Origin of the sequence: Achromobacter sp. 413638 (assembly GCF_043119405.1) — a bacterium.
GTDB lineage: Bacteria > Pseudomonadota > Gammaproteobacteria > Burkholderiales > Burkholderiaceae_B > Achromobacter.
Genome location: NZ_JBICCO010000001.1, coordinates 35356 through 56177, shown reverse-complemented (window position 1 = coordinate 56177; position 20822 = coordinate 35356). Strand labels below are relative to the sequence as shown.

Sequence of the window (20822 nt, the reverse complement as noted above, 5' to 3'; positions counted from 1 at the left end):
CAGGGCCGCAAGCGTAGCGAGCGTGGACGGGCGCCGTCGATATGGATATGCTTGATTCTTTGTTTGATGGGATTGAACAATGACCCGGCCAGCCATGCATACGCTGCTCAATCAGGCGCAGACTTTCCTCGCCGTGGTCGACTTCGGTTCCTATACCAAGGCGGCGGATTTCCTGGGGATCAGCAAGGCCATGGCCAGCCTGCACGTCAAGGCGCTGGAAGAGGCGCTGGCGGTGACGCTGCTGGTCCGCAGCACGCGCGCGCTCTCGCTGACCGAGGCGGGCAAGGCGTTCCACGACGAATTCAAGGACGTCGTGCGCGACATGGAAGGCGCGTTTGAAAACATCATGCATCAGGGCCGGCGGATTTCCGGCAAGCTGCGCATCAGCACCACCAGCGAATATGGCGAGCGGTTCGTCCTGCCGTTGATCCCGGACTTCGTGGCGCAGCATCCGGGCATCTCGGTCTGCTACGACGTCAACGCTTCCCTGAGCGACCTGCTGGCGGAAAAGCTGGATCTGGTGGTGCGCCTGGGCAACCTGGCGGACTCCAGCTTCAGGAGCCGCAAGCTGGCGCAGTACGACATCGTGCTGGTGGCGTCCCAGGCCTTCCTGCGCCAGCATCCCGTCCGGAGGCCGGCGGATCTGGCCGCCGCGCCCTGGATCGCCAACAGCAATCTGTCCCATCCCACGGCCTGGACGCTGCGCAGCGCCAACGGACAGCGCGTGGACATCGCCGGACGGGCTGCCCACCAGTCCAACTCATCGACCGCCATCCGGGCCATGGCGCGGTCCGGGCTGGGCGTGGCGCTGCTACCCGCCTGGTTCGTCGAGGACGACCTGGCGAGCGGCGCGCTGCGGCGGATCCTGCCCGGCCATGCCTTGCCGCAACAACCGATCAACGTGGTATTTCCGAACAGCGGTCATCTGCCGCGCAAGACGCGGGCGTTCATCGATTTTCTGTGCGAGCGCCTGGGCGAGGCTTGAGTGCGCGGAGCGCGCGGCGCCGGCCATGGCCGCGCGGTCAAGGCCCCTTACGGCGAGCAGCCCGTCCCGGCCCGCGCCGCCGGCAGCGGCGTATCCCCCGACGTATTCCCCGCGTACTTGCGGATCCTGTCCGCCAGTTCCGCCGTGGGCCGTTCATAGCCATAGCAATATGGCGGCGTGGGCGCGGCTTCCGGTCGATAGTCCTGCAATACCGGCTTGGCGTCGCCCAGGTACAGATTGTCCTTCAGCCGCAGGAAGGCCTTGTAGTCGCGCGTGTAGCCATTCTGGGCTTTCAGGTTCTGATAGGCGCCCTCGTCCGACGCGCCGTTGTCCAGCGCGCTGCGCCTGGCGGCCTCGGGGATGTAGCGGCAGTAGTTCACCTTGACGCCTTCCACCGTCGGGAAGAACTCCGGCTCCACGCATTGGCGCTTGGCGTCGTTGTTGAAGATGTTGCCCTCGACCAAGGCCTTGGCTTCCAGGCTGAAGCTCATGCCGTAGAAGTCCCAGTTCTCCAGCAGGTTGTTGAATAGATGAAAGGTGCCGAACTGCCCCCGGGGATTGCGCTGCACCGTGTTGAAGAAGTAGTTGTGGTGCAGCGTCACGCGCGCGATCGCGTCGCGGTCGTAGTTCTCGAACAGGTTCTTGGACGTGATGTTGTTGAGCAGCATGACCTTGTTCGAGTTGTGGAACTTGGTCCACGATATCGTCACGTCCGTCGAACCGTTCTTCACGTTGAGCAGCCGGTCCGACATGCGCGACAGGTCCAGGTGATCGACCCAGACGTCGCGGCTGCCGTTGGCCACGTTCACGGCCTGCGTGAGCCGGTTCAGGCGGCCGTCGATGGTCAGATGGGTCAGGATGACGTTCTGGCTGCCATACACGCCCAGGCCGTCGTCGATCAACGCCACGCGCCGGCCGCGTCCGTCGATGGTGGTGTTGGACGGCACGCGCAGCTGCTTGTCCAGCACGATCGTCATGTCGGACGCGAAGCGGATCCAGGTCGGACCTTTCTTGGCCTGCGCCAGCGCGGCGCGCAGCGTTCCCGGGCCTGAATCCTGGTCGGAGGTGACTTCGATGAAGCGTCCGCCCAGCCCGCCCGTGGCCTTGGCGCCGTAGCCTTCGCGCTGTTGCAGCAGCGCGGAGACAAAGGCACAGCGCTCATCGGGGCTGGCGCAGGACTCGCTCGCCAGCGCCGCGCCGCCATGCAGCAGGGCCAGGGCGGGCAGCCAGCGCAGCGCGCGGGCCAGCCCGCCATTGCGCAACCCGCGCGGTTGCCGGGGCGTCGCCGCCGCGGTGGAATGCATGCGTGATTTCATGGTGACTCACTCCTTAACGCGGCGCGGATCGATCCGCGGCCTGCACATGACGCCAGATGCCGCCGCTCAGGCGCAGGTTCTCCGGCGGACCGGCCACATGCGCGCGCAGATGTTCGAAATAGGCCTGCCGCCAGCGCAGGGCATAGGCGTCGGCGTCCTCGCCGGGCGTCGCGGCGGGCAGCAGCGCCAGCGTGTAGGCCACCCTGCCGTTCTCCCAGCGAGGCGCATAGAACACTGACGGCACGCCCTGGCGATGCGCCAGATGGGCCGCGAAACCGGAATACGTCACTTCCTGTCCCGCGAAGGACGCGCGCGGCGCGGCGGGATTGGCCGCGCCGTCCACGGCCAGGCACAGCACATGGCCCGATGCCAGCGCGCGCATGCAGGCCTTGGCGACCTGCGCCTCGGTCTGGTCGGCGGTGGAGATCAGGGCGGCGGCGTAGCTGCTCCGGGCGATGCGAGGCGCCGTCGCCAGCCAGCGCGACGGAATGCCCAGCAATTCCAGCGCCATCAGGCCGGCGTACATGGGACCGACGTGGGCGGTGGCGACCACCACGCCCCGGCCCGCCGCCAGCAGCGGCGCGAAGAACCGTTCGCCGGTGTCCAGTTCGCCCAGCAGCTGCATGGCCTCTTCGACGCTGTCCTCGCGGCATTCGAGCCAGTCGAACAGTAGATGATCCACCAGATGGCCCCAGCGCGCGCGGCGCTCCCAGTGCTTGCGGTCGGCCTGTGCGTCGCCGCGCAGCGACCAGGCCCAGTCCAGGCGCGCCTGTGGAATCGGCGCGCTATCGAGCCGCTCGTCCAATTGGTCCAGGGCTTCCCGGAAGGTCGGCGGCAGGCGCAGGCCGCGTTGCGCGACATACCGCTCGAACAGCGCCTCGGCCTCGCGCGGGCGGCCGGCCTGCGATAGCGCGCCGATGGCCGAGCGCTGCCATAGCGGCTTGTCCGGAGACTTCGTGACCAGATGCAGGAGCTGATCGGCGGCCTCGTCGTATCGTTGCGTGTAGCGCAGCGCGCGCGCATACAGGGCGCGGGTCTGTTCCAGTTCCGGCGCCAGGGCGATGGCCTGTTCCAGCGGTGGCACGGCGTCCTTGTAGCGTCCGGCGCGCAGCAGCGTTTCGCCATGCAGCGTCAACAGCCGCACGTCCGACGGAGCGGCCGCAAGCCCCGCCTGGAAATGCGCCAGCGCATGGATCTTGCGGTCGTCTTCGGTGGCGCGGCGCAGGTGCGCCAGGCCCAGCGAGGCGCGCAGGGGCGGGCTGTCGTGGCCCGCTTCCAGCGCGGCGTCGCCCAATCGGATGGCCGCCGCTATCCTGTCGTCGTCGAGCAGGGCGCGCACGGCCACCGTGGCCACGCGCGCGTTCGGCAGGTTCGTCGCGTCCAATGCCGCCGCGATGCCGGCCGCCTCGGCCGCGTCGCCGTGGCGCGCGTAGGCCAGCATCCACCAGTGCGCGTCGGCGGGCGCGGCCAGCGCCAGGGCGTGCGTCTGGCGCGCGACCCCGGCGGCGTCCTCGATCCGACCGGCCTGAACGCGCAGCTGTATGCGCGCGGCGTGCAGGCAGGCGTCTTCGGGCGCGATGCCGGCGGCGGCGTCGGCCTGGGCGATGGCGCGGTCCCATTGCTCGGTGCGGCCTAGCAGGCTGGCGAGCAGGCGGCGCTCGTCCACGCGCGCGGGGTAGGCGGCGACCATTGTCTCCAGCGCGGCGATCGCCGGCGCGTAGCGGGCCTGGCGCATCCAGGGCGACACCAGCAGGCGGCGCGCGTCGCGCCAGCCGTCCGCCGCCTGCGCAAGCGCCGGCCCCAGCGCCGCCATGGCCTGCGCGGGATCGGTCGCCTCCAGGATGCGCTGGATCACATCACGCAGCCGCGTGGCGGCGTCCGGTTCCGTGGCGTCGCGCGCGCCGCGCCGTTCGATCGTCGCGTCAACCATGGCGCAATCCCCTCAGCAAGGCCATCGCCGCGCGCAGCACGAACATCAGCACGAAGCCCAGCGCCAGCGCCTGCAGCAGCAGGATGGCGGTGCGCGGACTGCTGGGCCGGTCGGTGGACACCGGCTGCGCGATGATGGACAGGTAGCGTTGCAGACGCAGGGCATCGGTCACGGCCTGCTGGTACGACTGCTGCGCCAGGGTCAGGTTCGAGTCCGCGAAAGCCTGGGTATTGCGCAGCGCCTCATAGGATTTCAGTTGCCTGGCCTCGGTGTTGCCGTCGCCGCTCAGGCGCTGGCGCACGGTCGCCAGCCGCTTTTTCAGCGCCGCGACCTGCGTTTCGGCGGGCTTGAGCATGAAGTGGTCCTTGTTGCCCAGCGCGCGGATCTTGTCCAGGTTGACCTGCGCGCCGCTCAGTTCCGTTTCCAGCTGACTGGACAGGTTCAGCAGCATGGCCACCGTGGCCGTGGGATCGATATTGCCGTGGGTGGTGCGCCAGGCCGTCAGCGCCTCGCGGGCCGCCAGCGCCTTCTGTTCGGCCAGCCTGACCGATTCCTCGCTCACCTTCAGCTTGTCGGCCACGCCCTTTTCGTTCATGGAGCTGACGAATTCCTCCGCCAGGCCGATCAAGGCGCGCGACAGGGTTTCGGCGTCCTGCGGCGAGTAGGCGCGCACGCGCAGCACGTCGATCTGCTCCAGCGCATTGAAGGAAACCTGGACCGAGGCGCGGTAGGCGCGGTAGAGGTCGTCTTCGCTCGAATCCTCGGACAGGTGGTTGACCGGGTCCATGCCGGCGTTGAGCAGGATCTGGCGCAGGCCGATCTTCCTGTCCAGCTGCCGCATGCAGTCGCGCGACTTGAGGAAGTCGCTGACCGCCCAGCCGTCGACGAAGCCGCCCAGCATGCCGCCCGAGTTGCCCGTGGTGAGCAGGCTGGCCGCCATGGCCCCGCCGCCCTGCTGGCCGGAACCCGATTGCACGAAGAAGCGCGATTCCGCTTCATAGCGCGGCGTCGCGATGCTGAGCGCGTAGATCAGCGCGCAGGCGACCGGCGCCACCACGATGAGGGCGTTGAGCCAGCGGCGTCGGCGGCGCTCGCCCACCATGGCCTGTCGCTCGCGGCGGCGGCGTTCGATCTCGGAGCCGCCGTCAGAGGCCGAGCTGGCCCTCGTCGAATCCGCCGAGAACGTCGTCGCCTGCGCTGCCGGATTCGCTTCTTGAGCGTCGCGGGGGGAATTTGCGGATGCACTGGTCGAGGTCGTCTTCGATGCGGAGTGCGCTTCGTTCATAAATCAGGCCCTTGAGGCAATAGTCCGCCAACTGGTTCTGGCGATAACTGGAAAGAATGAGCGTCCTGCCGATCAGCCGTTGCTCGAACAGCGCCAGCCAGAGACGGGTGAAACGGCAGGGTTCGAAGGGAATGGCGCCTTCGATCACGTAGACGTCGAACGCCGGCGCCAGCGCCAGCGCGAACGAAAACTCCTGCCGCGCATGCAGCGGCCAATGTTCCATGGGCCGCGCCAGGGTCGCGGGATCGCTGACCAGATCCGCCACCAGTTCGCGGGTGGCGTCGGCGTCGATCTCGTACATCTGGCAGGTCAGCTCGATCATGTTCAGGCCGGTCGCCTTGCCGCGAATGAAACCCTGCCGGCCGATGGCCCAGGACACGCTGCCTTCATGCTTGACGAAGCCCTGGCGCGGCGGACGCAGACCGCAGAGCACGTCCACGATCTGACGGTGCAGCTCGGGCGCGGGCGAGAGCAGGGCGTAGCGCCCGACCGGAATGTCGAGATCGGCCCCGGCGAGCAGCGGCTGCCGGCTGCCGAAGGCATAGGGTTCGTCCGTCACGCCATTGAGATGGATCATCCTGCCTCCTCACATCGGCTGGACATTGGGGCGGGCCAGGCGTTCGGCCGCCAGGGCGAGCACCATCAGGAACACCAGCGAGGTCAGGAAATAGCCCAGGCTCGCGTCCTGCGAGGCGTACGCGTCGAAGTAGGCGGATCGCAATAGCTGCATGCCATGCGCGAAGGGCAGCCACAGCATCCAGGGCCGCAGGTGCTCGGGCAGTTGCTCCGAGACGAAGAACACGCCCGAGAAGATCTGCAGGAAGCGTTCGATCACCGGCGCCAGCCGCAGGAAGAAGTGCCAGAAGGTCGCGATCGCGCCGAACAGCAGGCCCATGGCGGCGGCGCAGCAGGCCATCAGCACCACGTACAGCATGAATCCCGGCCAGCTCCTGGGCAGCGTGATGAGTTCCAGCGCATGGCCGGCGCCGATCAGGACCACGAACACCACCAGGTACACCGACACGTACAGCAGCGCCTGCACCAGCGCGCACATCAGGGGCGTCACGCCCTGGAAATTCAGCAGGCCGCGCGCGGACACATACGCGGTGCTGCTGCGGAACACGATCTGCCGGAACATGATCCAGGTCGTCGCGCCCAGCAGCGAGAAGGTCTGCACGTCCATCCCCAGGATGTAGTGCGTGCCCATCAGGATGTACAGCGACGAGATCAGCGTCAGCAGCACCACCGGGCCGACCAGCGCCCACAGCAGGGCGATGCGGCTTTCGCCATGCATCACGTGCAGCTGATAGACGAACAGCGCCAGCAGCGTGCGGCCGCTGGGCCAGCCCTCGCCGGCCGCGCGTGGCTGATGCCGTGCATGCAGGCCGTTCAACCTGGCCCGCAGGATCGCCAGGTCGCCGGCCTCGCCCGGGGGCAGCTCCATTTCCAGCGCGATGTCGTGGCGCGAGGCGTGGCGTCGCGCGTCGCGCGCCGCGTCCTGCCTGCGCCGTTCCTCGCGCCGCGCGTGCGCCTGCGCCAGGCGCTGGTCCTCGGTTTCCAGCCGGGCCGGCATGTAGCCCGGGACGAATACCGCGACGCCCGCGCGGATGTCCTGTTCGAGCAGCCGCACGATGAGGCGCAGCCGCCGCCGGGAAAAATCGGCCAGCGTCTCGTCGACGCCGGCGCGCGCGATCTCGGCGTCCAGCTCCGCCTGCACCGCCTCGTACACTGTCCGTCGCGCCGCCACCGAGTCATGCGGCTCGCCCTGCAGGCGCGCGAGCAGCGGCTTGAGCAGCACGGCCGGCTTGGCCTGGGCCTCGAACAGCGCGGCCGGGTCCAGCCGCCAGGCCGAGACGCCGGCTCCCACCGCGTAGCTGCTGTCCTTTCTGCGCGCGCGCCATCCCTTGATCCGATCCTCGTTGCTCATCGGAACGCTATGGGTTGACGCCGGAGGCGCCGGACTTGTCGGCGTCGATCTGCCGGGTGGCGCTGAAGCCCGCGCTCATGGTCACGCGGAAGGCCGACAGCACCTTCTGCACCTGGGTGAAGGGCGCGTCGGAGATGTAGATGGCCTGGCCTTCGCGCACGCTGAAGTCGCGCGCCAGCGCCACCTGCTCCGGGCGGGTGAGGTCGAACTGGTACACCACCGGCAGCAGGTCCGGCTTGCCCTCGACGCCGGCCTGGGCCGGCGTGAACAGGAAGACGGAGCGCGGGTCGGCGGTCTGGTCGTCCAGGCCCTTGGCATCGGCCAGCGCGTCCAGCACGCTGTAGTTGCGCTTGCTGATGGCCACGCGCCCCTGGTTGCCGGCCGCGCCCAGCACGGTCAGGAACTCGCGCGATTCATAGGCGGTGATGACGTCGCCGGAGCGCAGCAGGATGTCGTTGTTCTGGTTGCGGTAAATGTCCGACAGCCGCACCGAGGCCACCTGGTTGTCGCGGCGCAGGCTGATGACGAGCTGTTCGGGGTTGGTCTGCACCGGTGCCGCCTGCGCCAACGCGCTGCTCAGGCGCTGGGCGGTCTGCGTGATCGGATACATGCCGGGCTTGGTCAGGTTGCCCTGCACCGTCACCATCTGGCCGCGCGCGTCGGCGGCGCGGGTCACGCTGACATCGGCGCCCGCGACCAGCCGGCTCAGGCGCGCCACGATGGCGTCGTGCAGCTGCGCCAGCGTCATGCCGCCGGCCTGGAATTTTCCCAGGATGGGGAAGGAGACATTGCCGTTGCGATCCAGCTCCTGGACGCCCAGGTCGCTGACGCCGGAGGGATCGGCGGCGAACACGCCCAGCCCGCCGCGCTCCCATACCTTCACGTTGATGCCGTCTCCGGGAACCAGGCGGTCGAAGCCGGCCTGCGTGAGGTCGCGGTAGCGCACCGGGAAATCGGCGACGTCGGCCACCCGGCTGGCGCGCGCCAGTTCGCGCGAGACAGGCATCACGATCACATCTTTCTCGTGGGCGCCCGTCATTTCGCTCAGCATCGGGCCGGAGCGCGGCAGCTGGCAGCCGCTGAGCGTCAGCACGGTGATCAGCAGCAGGGCCGGCGCCACGATGCGGCGCGGGCCCGCGGCCGGGACTGTCATTTGCATAGATTCCTTTCGTGTTCCAGGATGTGGGGAGGATGGCCCGCGGCCGCTCAGGCCTGCATCAGGCGCATCGGCGCCATGTCCATGCATTCATCGTTCTCCGATTCGGGCATGACGGGCACGCACAGGCTCAGGAACTTGGCCAGCATCGCGTCCAGCGAGAACAGGTGCTGCGCCCGCGTGCGGCTCTGCGCCTTCAGGGCCGGGTCGTCGCGCACGCGGTCCACGATCGAGGCCACCTTGTCGCAGGCCTCGTGCAGGTCCGGATGCTCGACATCGCCCAGCAGGTGGCCGGTTTGGTCCTCGACGAAGCACTCGCCCGCGCCGCCGGCGGGCGTGGAGACCACCGGCACGCCCAGCAGCTGGGCCTCGATCAGCACATTGGGCAGGCCTTCGTAGCGCGACAGCAGCACCTTGGCGTCCATCTGTGAATACCAGTAGCCCACATGGTTGGACAGGCCGACGAGCAGCAATCGCTCCGTCACCTGCAGCTCTTCCGCCAGCGCCACGATGTTCTCGTGCAGCCGGCCGTCGCCGACGATGACGAAGCGCGCCCGCGGGCGCTGCTTCAGGTAGAGCGCCGCGAGCTTGATCCACAGCTGCGGCCGTTTGTCCGGTTCCAGACGGAACACGCCGCCGATGGTTTCCGTGGCATCGGCCGTGTTTTCCTGGAACGCCCGCCATTTGTCCTGGTCCGTGGCGGCGGCGTCGGTGGCAAGATCCGGCACGCCGTTGTACAGCACATGGAAGCGCACGATGGGGATGCCGAGCCATTCCGAGTAGGCCTCGGCCGCCTTGCGGCTGTTGCTGACGAAGTGCACGCCGGGCACCTGGGCCAGGGCCTGGTACAGCTCGGGATACTCTTCGCGGAAGCGGTCCTTGCGGATGTTCGGCGGCAGCCCTCGGAACACCAGGTGGATGGTGGGCGCGCCCGCCAGCAGCGCCGCCAGCGCGCCGAACAGGCAGGTGCCGTCCTGCCACAGGCTGACCACGTCGAACGGGTTCGTCCGCAGCACCGGCGCCAGCCGCGTCACGCCGTAGTGCACCGGCGGCGGCAGCTGTTCCAGCAGCCGGCCCAGGCGGCCCTCCGGCACGGATTGATGGGACACCGAGACCGGCGGCAGCTTGTTGATCTCCGTGACCGGGATCTGCGCCTTGACCAGCACGGGCAGGAAGAAGTCCAGGCCTTGCTTCTTGGCCGAGCCCGACGGCTCGGTGTGCTGCTTGACGAGCACTTCGACTTTTTCCGGCTTCGGCAGCAGATCTAGGGGCGCTTGCCCCGGCTGTTCCGCCAGGCGGGTCAGTTCGCCAGCCAGTCGCGTCAGCTGGCGCTCGGCGCCGCCGGGGCCAAGGCTGCCGGTCACCAGCGCGACCGAGACCGGTTTTTCCGGCCCCTGTTCGGGCAGGTGCCGGTCGCGGAAGTGCAGGATCGCGTGCTTCATCGACACGATCCGGATGTCCTTGCCGACCAGCGCCGATTCGGGCTCCAGGCGCTGATAGAAGGCGTAGTCGCTTGCCAGCGCGTCGGCCAGCTCGGCCGCCTTGCTGCCGGGCGCCAGGTGCCGCGCGACGGGCGCGATGACGTCGAACGCATCCGCCAGCAGCCCCCGCTTGCGCAGGCGCTTGGCGAATTCCACGCGCATGTTGCGGTCGGTGTGCTGCGAGATCAGCCGGCGGAACAGCGCGTCGGATTGCTCATGCGCGCGGATGTCGCTCAGCAGCTTGGCGCGGGCGAACAGCCGGGCGGGATTGTCGCTGGACTCGGGCAGATGGCGCTCGACCAGGGCCAGCGCGTCCTCGACATGCCGTTCCTTGACCAGGCGCGTCGCGCAGTAGCGCACGATCTCCAGGTCATCGGGACATTCCCGCAGCAGCGTGGTCCACTGTCCGGACAGGCCTTCGTTCAGGCCCGCGGCTTCCTGCAGCCGCAGCAGCAGGAAGCGGACCTTGGAATCGGCCATGTGATCACGCGCCAGCGCCTGCGCGCGCGCCAGGTTTTCCTGCGCGACCTGGACCCTGCCCGATGCCGCGACGATTTCCTCCAGCCGCGCCTGGACCTCGGGAAGGTCGGACTCGGCGTGCTTGCGATCGGTGGTCAGGGGCGGATTCATGCTGCCTTCCTTCGATTGGCCTTTTCGATCCACACCTGGCAGCGCTGGATGTAGTGGTCGTACTGAGCCGGATTGTCGGAACGTTCCTGGAGCGCGCGCCAGTAGGGCAGCGCTTGTTCGAAGCGGTGCAGGCGCATGGCGCCGACAGCGGCCAGGCGCAGGCCGATGGGATCATCAGGCACCAGTTGCAGAATGCGTTCGCCCAGCGCCAGGCGTTCGGTGGTGCTGGACGATTCCAGACCACGCGCCTCGGCGTACAGCACGGCCAGGATGCGCCGCTTTTCGTGATCGACTTCCGTCATCTGCGGCCAGGATTGCGCAACGCGATCCAGCAGCTTCCAGGCGGCCTTGGGATCGCCCGCCGACAGGATTTCCCGGGCGCCGCGGATCGCGCGCGGTCCCAGCCGGCCGAGCTGGCGCTCGGCCTCGTCGCGGGCGCTCTGGTCGGCGCTGGCATGGGCCAGCACCATCTGGTAGGCGTCGATGGCCTCGCCGAACCAGCCGCCGTTGAACGCCACCCGCGCGAAATGCAGCTGCGTGCTGAACGGCGCGGACTCGTTGGCGGCCGCCTGTTCCAGATGACGCATGGCGGTCTGCTTGTCGCCCAGCGCGTCGGCCGCGCGGCCGCGCATGGCGTGCAGCTCGGGGAATTCGACCTCGGTGTCGAGCGCGATGTCGGTCAGGTCGATCACCTCCTTGTGGTTGCCCGCCACCAGCGCGGCCCGCGCGCCCAGGCGCATCGCGCGCTCGAAGGCGCGCTGCGCGCGCACGCTGGACAATGCGTCCGGATTGAGCAGGCGGTGCGCGCAGATGCGCTCGGCGGCGTCGCGCAGGCGGCCTTCATCCAGGGCCCGCGCGCCTTCCTCGGCCCAGGTCGAGGACTGCGCCCGCAGCCAGGCGGGAATGTCTTCCTGCGCGCTTTCGGCCAGCTTGCAGGACACGGCCAGGGCGGCCGCGGCCATGATGCAGCCGCGCCAGGACGCTTCCTTGACCAGTTCCAGCGCCTCGGCATCCGTCAGCGCGGGCGACTCGGACGCCAGGGCGCGCAGCCCCGCGCGGTCGCCGGCGATCAGGCGGTCGCGCCACAGCATCGCGAAGCCGCGCGCATGGCGGGGGATGGCCGCGCGCACTTCATGGACCCATCGGATCGCCGCGTCCATGTCGCCGCTGGCCTGCAGCAGCGAGAGCACCGTGTCGGCGGCGACCGTGGCCACCGGATCGTCGGGCGATGCGATGCGGAACAGCTGCTTCCAGTTGCCCTGCGCCTCGTCGGCGTGGCCCAGATGGCTGGCGCAGATCGCGGCGATGCGCAGGATTTCCGGGGTTTCGATCTCGTCGCCCAACAGGCCGGCCGCCAGCGAGTAGGCCACGTCATGGCGGCCCAGCTTGAAATGGTTGCGCATCAGGATCTGCTCGGCCTTGCTGCCGGCCGCCAGCGCGCCGTCGGCGCCGTCCAGCAGCGCCAGCGAGCCTTCGTAGTCGCCCAGCTCTTCCTGGATGCGCGCGAACAGCAGCGTATGGTCGGGCAGGCCGGGATGGCGGCGCAGTACGTCGCGCAGGCGGCGCGAGGCCTCGCGCAGCTCGCCGGCGTCCCAGAGCTTCTCGATGCGCTCGGCGCTGTCGTCGGCGCCCAGCTTGGACGCGGCGGGCTGCGGCGCGGATGCGCTCATGCGCGGACGCATGAAGGTCTTGTACCAATCGGTATACAGCCGCTCGGCGAACAGCGGGGTGTAGTGCGTCAGGTCCAGGCCGCCGTCTTCCATCGCCTCGGCCTGGCCGAGCTTGTTCATCAGCGGTGTCGGGTCGTAGCAGGGCACGCCGATGCGCTGGCTGCTCGCGACCACCGCGGCGATCAGCTGTTCGCGTTGTTCGATCGGCACATTGTCGGGCGTCATGGCGTTGACGTGCGTGACGAACACCACCTTGTCGCGGCCCAGCAGCTCGACCAGCTGGCGCATTTCCTGTTCGATCTCGTCGTCCGTCAGATCGCGCTTGACGATGCGGGCCAGCAGCTCGCGGTTTTCCGGCGTCAGGCTCTTGTAGACCGCATCCTGTTCCAGCGCCGCGCGCCGCTCGGCCAGGCGGTCCGCGCTGGCCATGGACCAGAACAGCCGGGTGCGCGCGCGATCGGCGAAGAACTCGCTGAAATAGCGCGCCAGGTAGTTGGACTGTATCGGATGGCCGTCGATGGTCAGCAGCTTGCGCGAGGACAGTTCGACCATGTACAGGTCGGCCGGCTTGTGCGTGGCGCGGCGCGCCTGCTCGCCGTTGGACGGGCGGAAGATCAGGCGCTGCACGTCGGCGGGAATCTCGCCCTGGCCGAACATGTAGCGGGCCTGCTGCAATGCCTCGGTGCTGGTGTGCACGAAGCCGTAGTTTCGCCCGAGTTGCAGCTTGATCGGGTAACGACCCACGGCGTCGCGCAGCGGGGTGTGGATGCGGCAGGTGCCGATGGGAGCGATGGTGAAGGCGGTCATTCCGGCCTCTCCTGTGATGATGGGTGGCGGGCCTGGACTCAGAGCGTCCAGTACAAGAGGTCGGACTGAAGCCGGCGGCTGTCCAGCACGGATTTCAGGTCGCACACCATGCCGCCCGTCTTCACCAGGCCTGGCAGGTCTTCCCAGATGGTGTCCATGGTTTCTCGGTGCGGCACTGCCAGGATCAGCACGTCCATGTCGCGGAACTGATCGCGCGGCACGAGGCTGATGCCGTACTCGTGCTGCATCTGCTCCGCGTCGACCATCGGGTCGCACGCCACGGGCGTGATGCCGTAGTCGCCCAGCGCGCGATACAGGTCGACCACCTTGGAGTTGCGGATGTCGGGCACGTTCTCCTTGAACGTCATGCCCAGGATGCCGACCCGGGTCGACGCGTTCAGGCGGCCGTTGCGGGCCAGCGTCTGCACCACGCGCGCGGCCACATGGCTGGCCATGCCGTCGTTGATGCGGCGGCCCGACAGGATGACTTCCGGGTGATAGCCCAGTTCCTGCGCCTTGGAGGTCAGGTAGTAGGGATCGACGCCGATGCAGTGGCCGCCCACCAGGCCGGGCGTGAACTTCAGGAAGTTCCACTTGGTGCCGGCCGCGTTCAGCACGTCGGCGGTGCGGATGCCGATCAGGTCGCAGATCTTGGACATCTCGTTCATCAGCGCGATGTTGATGTCGCGCTGCGTGTTTTCCAGCACCTTGGCCGCTTCGGCCACTTTGATGGAGGAGGCGCGGTGCACGCCGGCGTCGATGATCTGCTCGTAGACGCCCGCGATGTGATCCAGCGATTCCTGGTCCTGGCCGGACACGATCTTGACGATCTTCTCCAGCGGGTGCTCGCGGTCGCCCGGGTTGATGCGCTCCGGGCTGTAGCCCAGCTTGAAGTCCACGCCGCAGCGCAGGCCGGAGGCCTTTTCCAGTTCGGGGCCGCAGATGTCCTCGGTGGCGCCAGGGTGGACGGTGGATTCGAAGACCACGATGCAGCCCGGGCGCAGCACGGGGCCGATCGAACGGCAGGCTTTCACCAGCAGGGAGAAATCGGGATTGTTCTTCTCGTCGACCGGCGTCGGCACGGCCACCACGAAGAAATCGCAACCCTGCAGTTCCGTCACCTGGTCGGTGAATTGCATCGGGGAAGCCAGCAAGGCTTCGCGTTCGATCTCGCCTGTCCAGTCGTTTCCGGCTTTCAGACTGGCGATCCGCCGCTTGTCCACGTCAAAACCGATGACGTCAAAGCGCTTGGAAAATGCCACGGCCACGGGCAGGCCGACATAACCAAGGCCACACACTGCGATTCTCTTTGCCACGGGGGACCTCTCTGTTTTCGTCGTGTCGTAGACACTAGAAACCGACGCTCAAATACCAGTCATCAATATGAAATCGATGCGCGCTGGATTTACTTTGAGGTGGATGCGATGCTGAAGATTGATTACAACTCGATACCCCGTCATACGAACGAGGCGGCGAACAGACGAATCGTAGAGGTCGCGGACAGCAATTTTCTTTCTAAATATTCTGATTGCTGTGGAAATAAATCGGAGATATCGCAATAAACCCGGGGTATCCCCAATATTGATTACATCGATTACATAAATTGCTACATTTTCCATTGGGGAAAATGTTTTCAAATATTAAAAGTCGTTTTTCTTGGTCTTTTTAATGAAGTTGAAAAGACGCGATATTCGGTCTGTGGGTATTTATTAATAAGCGGGGGAAATGTCACCGCAACAATATCGGGTTACGGATGGGCCAGGGTTCATCTGTCCGCCCATGCCTGCCGTCCCGCCGCATCAGCGCGGGAACACAATCGCCACGGGCGGCTCGGCCTGTCGGCCGGGGATAGGGCATTGCACGATGCCGGTCAGGCGTTCGATCAGTTGATGGCTGACGATGGCGCTCAGCGAAGCCGGTGCGATCCCATAGCGCCGATTCGGTTGCGCCCGTTCCGGAATGCCGCGCTGCCGCAGGTGAAAAAGGCGTAGGGCGAGGACGTGTTTTTCAGGTAAATCCTCCGCGATACCTTGGTATGGGTGTCGAAGTCCCTGACCAGATCGATCAGGTGGCCGTGCCCCTGGGCGCAGATGTGCGGGATATCGGCGGCCCGCAGGGCCATGGATTGGCTCACCGGAGTCCCCGCAGCCGTGCCGATTTCGTCGGAGGATGTCCAGAGCACGTCGTATTCAGCACAGAAGAAGCCGATACGCCCGGCGGCGCCGGGGATTTTCACCAGCTCCACGCCGTCGCCATGGCGGTTGCGGTGATCTGGGTCTTGGTATATGAAGCCGATCTGGTGCATGAGATTCTGGTTTCGGGAAGATTCGGGTGGCGGCCTGGTCCGCGCGAATCGACCCTAGGAGCGAAATTTGCATTACCAATACCACGACGGCTTGCTGGAGCAGGCCAGCCTCGACGCGTCTGATCGCAGCGCCTTGCTGACTTTCCTGCTCTATGCGGTGTTCGACAGGACGCGCGCCAGGGTGTCGCTGCGTTTTGAGGGGATCTACAACTTTGCCGCCGTTCAAGCGTACTTTGCAAAAGTCCTGAGCGACGCGGATCCTGAGGCGGACGATTGCCTGGACCGGTGCGACGCGCTCCACTGGGACACGAAGCGGCCCGCGTCGGCGAGGTCGCGTTATGTATTCCTGCGCCTGGCGCACTATGGCAGCTTGCGTATCCACTGCGAGGCGGTGGTGGAGGCGGCGGTGTAGCCCATGCGGGTCTGGGCGGGATCTATTCAGAAGGGATTTGAGACGTGTCTTATGGATCGTCGCTGGCGGCTGATCGTTGCTTGCGGCAAGCTGCGGGCACTTGCCCAAGAGTGCCCGTTTGGGCGTCAGTTGATGACGCGTAAACTTTTTTTCGGCTGACCTCTAAACTGATTTCCGGCAGGGGGGATAACTTGATTTATGTAGCGGCGCGAAAGGCGCGCCGCGCTTTTCAAGTCTATCCATGCTCCGCGAAATTCAATGGTTGTGGCCCGCTCCCATCTTGCATCGCAGCCTGCGCCTGAGCGGCTGGGTGGATGGATGGGCACAACGCACGTGGCCGGCATGTCCTGAGCAGCGGGCCGACAGGCCGGTGCATGGCATGCCACGGCGGACCGGACGACGGCTGAAACTTCTCGCCGGCACGACGGGCATCGCCTACGGCAAGCACGAAAGACCCTCGTGAGACGCACGCAAGCCCCGCCCTGTAGGCAGGGCGGGGCATTCGTGCGGCCAGTGTTTGCAACATTTAGATTTTCCTGTGCATCTCTTGATACGTCAGTTCTCCCATCCAGAACTTTGAAGTAGCGCGAATCCTCCTGCTTTCCGTTGCCGGTTTCGAGTCCACACATGTCTTTCCCGTCACGTCCCGTCAAGCGCTGGCATCCTGTCCAGGGATGGGCCAGCGCTCATGGCGTCGTCGGTGCCGCAAGGCGCGCGGAGGCGGCGCATGCGGCCTGATCTGGCAATCCAATTGATGAGCGACCTGTTCTGGACGGGCCTGCTGATTTGCGCGCCGGTATTGTTGTTGACCCTGACGGTGGGCGTGGTGATCAGCATCCTGCAGGTGGTGACCCAGGTGCAGGAAATGTCGCTGACGTTCATCCCGAAGATCGTCGCAGCGGTCATCGCCATGGCGCTGTTCGGGCCTTGGATGCTGCGCACCTTGATGCAGTACGCGACGGCCTTGCTGCGCGACATGCCCGGGATACGGTGAGGATCTGATGCCAGACCTCCAGATCCCCCTCATCGAGACGATCGCATTGCTGTCTTTGCGCGTGGGCGTGATGCTGGCGTTCACGCCGGTGTTCTCCTTGTTTCCCATTCCGGCGACGGCGCGTGTCCTACTGGTCGTCGCTTTGTCCGTGGCGATAGCGGGAGCGCTGTGGACGCCCACGATGCCGGCGCCCGATACCGGCGCGTTCCTTGCGCTGGCGGCGGCGGAATTTTCCTTCGGCCTGCTGCTGGCCTGCGGCATCTTCTGCGCATTCGCCGCCGTGGCGTTCGCCGGCCGGGTCCTGGACATCCAAATCGGCTTCGGCATTGGCCAGATCTTCGATCCCGTCAGCCGCGCGCAAGTGCCCGTGGTGACCTCGGTCTTCATGTACTCGGGCGCGCTGATCTTCTTTCTCGTGGACGGCCATCACGCCCTGCTCAGAGGGCTGGCCCACACCCTGGACATGGTGCCGGTGGGCGGATTCTCGTTCGACGCCATGAACCTGCCGGCGATGCTGGCGGCCTGGGGCAAGCTTTATGGGCTGGGCTTCATGCTGATCGCGCCCGTGGCCGTGGCGATCCTGCTGATCGAACTCGGGCTGGGAATGTTGGCTCGCGGGCTGCCGCAGATGAACGTCTTCGTCATCGCGTTGCCCGTGAAGATCCTGGCCGGGCTCGCCGCGTTGACGTTTTGGTCGCACCACATGCCTGCCGGCTTGTCCAGGATCTTCGACCTCGTGTCGGACGTGTGGAACGGGGCGGTGCGCTGATGCAGGAATTCGACAAGAGCGAGGCCGCGACCCCCTACAAGCTGCAGCAGGCGCGTCGGCGCGGAACGGTGGCGCGCAGCCCCGATTTGACTGGCGCCGTGGCCCTGTTGACCGCGGCCTGCGCCCTGTATGCCTGGGGCTGGGAGGCGGCGCGGGCCTTGGCGATGCTGGCGCGCGCCGCGCTGGTCCAGGGCCTGTCCATGCCGTTCAGCCTGGCTTCCGTGGCGGCGCTGATCGGCCGCGTCGGCGCCGATGCGCTGCTGATCATCGCACCTTTCGCGATCGCGGTCGGCCTGGCCGCGATCGCGGCCAATGTGGCGCAGACCGGCCTGATCTGGAGCGGATTTCCCCTCAAGCCCGATCTGGCGCGCATCAATCCCGTGGCCGGATTGAAGCGGCTGTTTTCCCTGCGCACGACCTACGACGCGGCCAAGAGCGTCTGCAAGGTTGCGCTGCTGGCCGGCGTGCTGTACATGACGCTCAAGGCCTTGCTGGGCTCCCTGTCCGCGCTCGGCGAGCGCACGCCGTTCGAGGCGCTGAGGCAGTTGCTCGCCATGCTCGCCTCGCTGGCCCTGAAAATGGCCTTCGCGGCCTTGCTGCTCGCCCTGCTGGACATGGCCTACACGCGCCACGAGTTCAAGCGCAAGATGCGCATGAGCAAGCGCGACGTGAAGGACGAGGTCAAGAACAGGGAAGGCGATCCGCGCGTCCGTTCGCGGCTGAGGTCGCTGCGCATCGAAATGCTGCGCAAGGCGGCGTCGGTGCGGCAGATCGGCCAGGCAGACGTGCTGATCGTCAATCCCACGCACATCGCCGTGGCGCTGCAATACAAGCGCGGCGAGATGGCCGCGCCCGTCATGCTGGCCAAGGGCGCGGGCCTGCTGGCGGCGCGCATGCGCGCCGAGGCTGCGCGCCGTGGCGTGACCGTGGTGCGCAATCCCGCGCTGGCGCGCGCCCTGTATTTTCAAGGGGAAATGGGGCAGGCGATTCCGCTGGACCTGTATCCGGCGGTGGCGCGAGTGATGGTGTGGCTGATCGCCCGGCGCGAGGCCCGCCATGTCGTGGGAGCCGCGCAATGAACCGCCTGGCGCAATGGCTGGCGGGCAACCGGGACATCGTCATGGTCCTGGTGGTCATGGGCGTGCTGGTCGTCCTGTTCATGCCGATTCCCCCAGGCATGCTGGATTTCCTGATCCTGGCCAATTTCAGCTTCGCCTTTCTCATCCTGCTGCTGACGTTCTACATGGCCAGGCCGGTGGAGTTTTCCACCTTTCCGTCGCTGCTGCTGATCGCGACCTTGTTCCGCCTGTCCCTGAACGTCGCCGCCACGCGGTTGATCCTGTCGGACGCCAATGCCGGCAGGGTGATTTCGGCCATCGGAGGCTACGTGGTCGGCGGCAATTATGTGATCGGCCTGATCGTGTTCCTGATCCTGATCGTGGTGCAGTTCGTGGTGGTGACCAGCGGCGCGCAGCGCGTCTCTGAGGTGGCGGCCCGTTTCACGCTGGACAGCATGCCGGGTCAGCAGATGAGCATCGACGCCGATCTGAACATGGGCTTCATCACCCAGGAACAGGCGCAGCAGCGGCGCAAGACTCTGGAAAAGGAAGCGGCCTTCTATGGCGCCATGGACGGCGCGTCGAAGTTCGTCAAGGGCGACGCCATCGCCGGCATCCTGATCATGGCCATCAACATCATCGGCGGCCTGGTGATCGGCGTAATGCAGCTGGGCATCCCGTGGGGGGAGGCCGTCAGGACATACACGCTGTTGACCATCGGCGACGGCATCGTCACGCAGGTGCCGGCGCTGGTCATCGCCGTGGCCACCGGCATCATCGTCACGCGTTCGGCGTCCGACGGCAACTTCAGCGGCGAGGTCGCGCGCCAGATCACGCTGTTTCCCAAGACGCTGTTCCTGGTGTGCGCGGGCTTGTTCGCGATGGTGGCGCTGCCGGGGATTCCGGCTCTGCCCGCGCTGGCGCTGGGAATCACGGTGTTCGGACTGGCCTGGCTGGCCAGGCGGGCCGGTCGCGATGCCGCCCCGCCGCAAGAGGAACCGGAGGCAGGGCTGCCGCCGGCCGCGCAGGCGGGTGATCCCTACGAGGCGCTGACGGTGGAGCCGGTCGAGATCCAGGCCGGCGCTCAGTTGCTGCCGCACGTGATCGAGCGCAGCGGCTTCCCGGATCGCATCGCCGTGTTCCGCAACCAGTATGTGCTGGAAATGGGCATGGTCATTCCCACCGTCAAGATCCGGGGCAGCGCCCGGCTGGGGCCGGACGAATACGAGATCCTGATTCACGGGGTGCCGGCGGGCAAGGGCATGGCCATGGCCGGCCGTTGGCTCGCGATCCACCCCGCCGGCGTGACCAAGACCGTGCGCGGCATCGAGACGCGCGATCCTACCTATGGACTGCCGGCCGTATGGATCGAGGAGTCGGAGAAGGCCAATGCCCAGCAGGGCCGCTACACGCTGATCGACGGCATGACCGTGCTGATGACGCACCTGACCGAAGTGCTTCGGCGCGAATCCGCCACGCTGCTGACGCGCGCCGAAACCGACCGGCTGCTGGAGCGCGTGCGCAAGTCGCAGCCCGGCTTGGTGGAAGAGATCACGCCCGGCGTCCTGTCCGTGACGGAAGTGCAGAAGGTGTTGCAGGCGCTGCTGCGCGAGAAGGTGAGCATACGCAATCTGGAAGCCATTCTGGAGGTGCTGGCCGATGCGGGTCGCCATCAACGCGACGCCCCGCAGCTGGCCGAGCTGGCCCGTCAGCGGCTGGGACAGGCGATCTGCCGTTCTCTGTCCGGCGATGCCGGAACCTTGCATGTGATCACGCTGGATCCGCTGGTGGAGGCCCATATCGGCCAGTCATTGCGGGCGGCGGCCGAGTCGGGCGGCCGGCTGGCGATCGAGCCGCGCGTGGCCGATCAACTGGTCGGCGGCCTGGTGCAGCAGGCCGAGGGAATGATGAAGGCGAATCTGCTGCCGGTGCTGCTCTGTTCACCGGATCTGCGGCGGCACATGCGGATGCTCACCGAGCGCGTGCTGCCGCATCTGCGGGTGCTGTCGATGTCAGAGATACCCGGCAGCATCGATCTGAAGGCGTTCTCGGCGGTCTCGGTGCCATTGTTGCAGGACGCGACCGCGGCTTGAGCCC

General features: G+C 66.9%; 16 protein-coding genes. 6 read left to right on the top strand and 10 right to left on the bottom strand.

From position 1 onward, the window contains the following. The first annotated feature begins 79 nt into the window (after positions 1-79). The gene (locus ACEU5R_RS00230; protein ID WP_199770931.1) at positions 80-985 is read left to right on the top strand and encodes a LysR family transcriptional regulator; all 906 of its coding nucleotides are present in this window, start codon (positions 80-82) and stop codon (positions 983-985) included. A gap of 47 nt (positions 986-1032) precedes the next feature. On the opposite strand, the gene ACEU5R_RS00225 is transcribed toward ACEU5R_RS00230, so the two are convergent. From ACEU5R_RS00225 to ACEU5R_RS00180, 10 genes are all read right to left on the bottom strand, one after another. Continuing rightward, positions 1033-2196, bottom strand: coding sequence for a polysaccharide lyase family 1 protein (locus ACEU5R_RS00225; RefSeq protein WP_392408862.1), 1164 nt, complete (start codon positions 2194-2196; stop codon positions 1033-1035). Between the two features lie 118 nt (positions 2197-2314). Further along, positions 2315-4231: a tetratricopeptide repeat protein gene (locus tag ACEU5R_RS00220; RefSeq protein WP_392408775.1), complete on the bottom strand. Its 1917-nt coding sequence runs from the start codon at positions 4229-4231 to the stop codon at positions 2315-2317. Beyond that, positions 4224-5333 (bottom strand): sugar ABC transporter, encoded by a 1110-nt coding sequence (locus ACEU5R_RS00215; protein WP_103271184.1) that lies wholly within the window; start codon positions 5331-5333, stop codon positions 4224-4226. Before ACEU5R_RS00215 ends, ACEU5R_RS00220 begins: the two co-directional genes overlap by 8 nt. A gap of 43 nt (positions 5334-5376) precedes the next feature. Next, the gene (locus ACEU5R_RS00210; RefSeq protein ID WP_392408774.1) at positions 5377-6093 is read right to left on the bottom strand and encodes an ATPase; all 717 of its coding nucleotides are present in this window, start codon (positions 6091-6093) and stop codon (positions 5377-5379) included. Positions 6094-6102: 9 nt separating this feature from the next. Next, a complete protein-coding gene (locus ACEU5R_RS00205) occupies positions 6103-7443 on the bottom strand; it encodes an ABC transporter permease (RefSeq protein WP_392408773.1) in 1341 nt (446 codons plus the stop codon). A gap of 7 nt (positions 7444-7450) precedes the next feature. After that, positions 7451-8602 carry a polysaccharide biosynthesis/export family protein gene (locus ACEU5R_RS00200; RefSeq protein ID WP_392408772.1) on the bottom strand — a complete coding sequence of 384 codons (1152 nt, stop codon included), beginning with the start codon at positions 8600-8602 and terminating at the stop codon, positions 7451-7453. 47 nt (positions 8603-8649) lie between these two features. Beyond that, positions 8650-10710, bottom strand: a complete 2061-nt coding sequence (locus ACEU5R_RS00195; RefSeq protein WP_392408771.1) for a glycosyltransferase — start codon at positions 10708-10710, stop codon at positions 8650-8652. Beyond that, the gene (locus ACEU5R_RS00190) at positions 10707-13187 is read right to left on the bottom strand and encodes a hypothetical protein (RefSeq protein ID WP_392408770.1); all 2481 of its coding nucleotides are present in this window, start codon (positions 13185-13187) and stop codon (positions 10707-10709) included. Before ACEU5R_RS00190 ends, ACEU5R_RS00195 begins: the two co-directional genes overlap by 4 nt. 38 nt (positions 13188-13225) lie before the next feature. After that, entirely contained in the window at positions 13226-14485 is a 1260-nt protein-coding gene (locus ACEU5R_RS00185) for a nucleotide sugar dehydrogenase (protein WP_103271178.1), read from the bottom strand. A 608-nt stretch (positions 14486-15093) separates the two neighbouring features. Continuing rightward, positions 15094-15492: a hypothetical protein gene (locus ACEU5R_RS00180; protein ID WP_392408769.1), complete on the bottom strand. Its 399-nt coding sequence runs from the start codon at positions 15490-15492 to the stop codon at positions 15094-15096. Between the two features lie 67 nt (positions 15493-15559). On the opposite strand from ACEU5R_RS00180, the gene ACEU5R_RS00175 reads away from it, so the two are divergent. The 5 genes from ACEU5R_RS00175 (at position 15560) to ACEU5R_RS00155 (ending at position 20818) form a co-directional block, all read left to right on the top strand. Then, positions 15560-15904: a hypothetical protein gene (locus tag ACEU5R_RS00175; protein WP_392408768.1), complete on the top strand. Its 345-nt coding sequence runs from the start codon at positions 15560-15562 to the stop codon at positions 15902-15904. 688 nt (positions 15905-16592) lie between these two features. Next, the gene (gene fliQ / locus ACEU5R_RS00170; RefSeq protein WP_392408767.1) at positions 16593-16898 is read left to right on the top strand and encodes a flagellar biosynthesis protein FliQ; all 306 of its coding nucleotides are present in this window, start codon (positions 16593-16595) and stop codon (positions 16896-16898) included. A gap of 7 nt (positions 16899-16905) precedes the next feature. Beyond that, positions 16906-17667, top strand: a complete 762-nt coding sequence (locus ACEU5R_RS00165; RefSeq protein WP_392408766.1) for a flagellar biosynthetic protein FliR — start codon at positions 16906-16908, stop codon at positions 17665-17667. After that, complete coding sequence (locus ACEU5R_RS00160) at positions 17667-18746, top strand: flagellar biosynthesis protein FlhB (RefSeq protein ID WP_392408765.1); 1080 nt, start codon at positions 17667-17669, stop codon at positions 18744-18746. Before ACEU5R_RS00165 ends, ACEU5R_RS00160 begins: the two co-directional genes overlap by 1 nt. After that, positions 18743-20818, top strand: coding sequence for a flagellar biosynthesis protein FlhA (locus ACEU5R_RS00155; RefSeq protein ID WP_392408764.1), 2076 nt, complete (start codon positions 18743-18745; stop codon positions 20816-20818). Before ACEU5R_RS00160 ends, ACEU5R_RS00155 begins: the two co-directional genes overlap by 4 nt. Positions 20819-20822 lie beyond the last annotated feature (4 nt).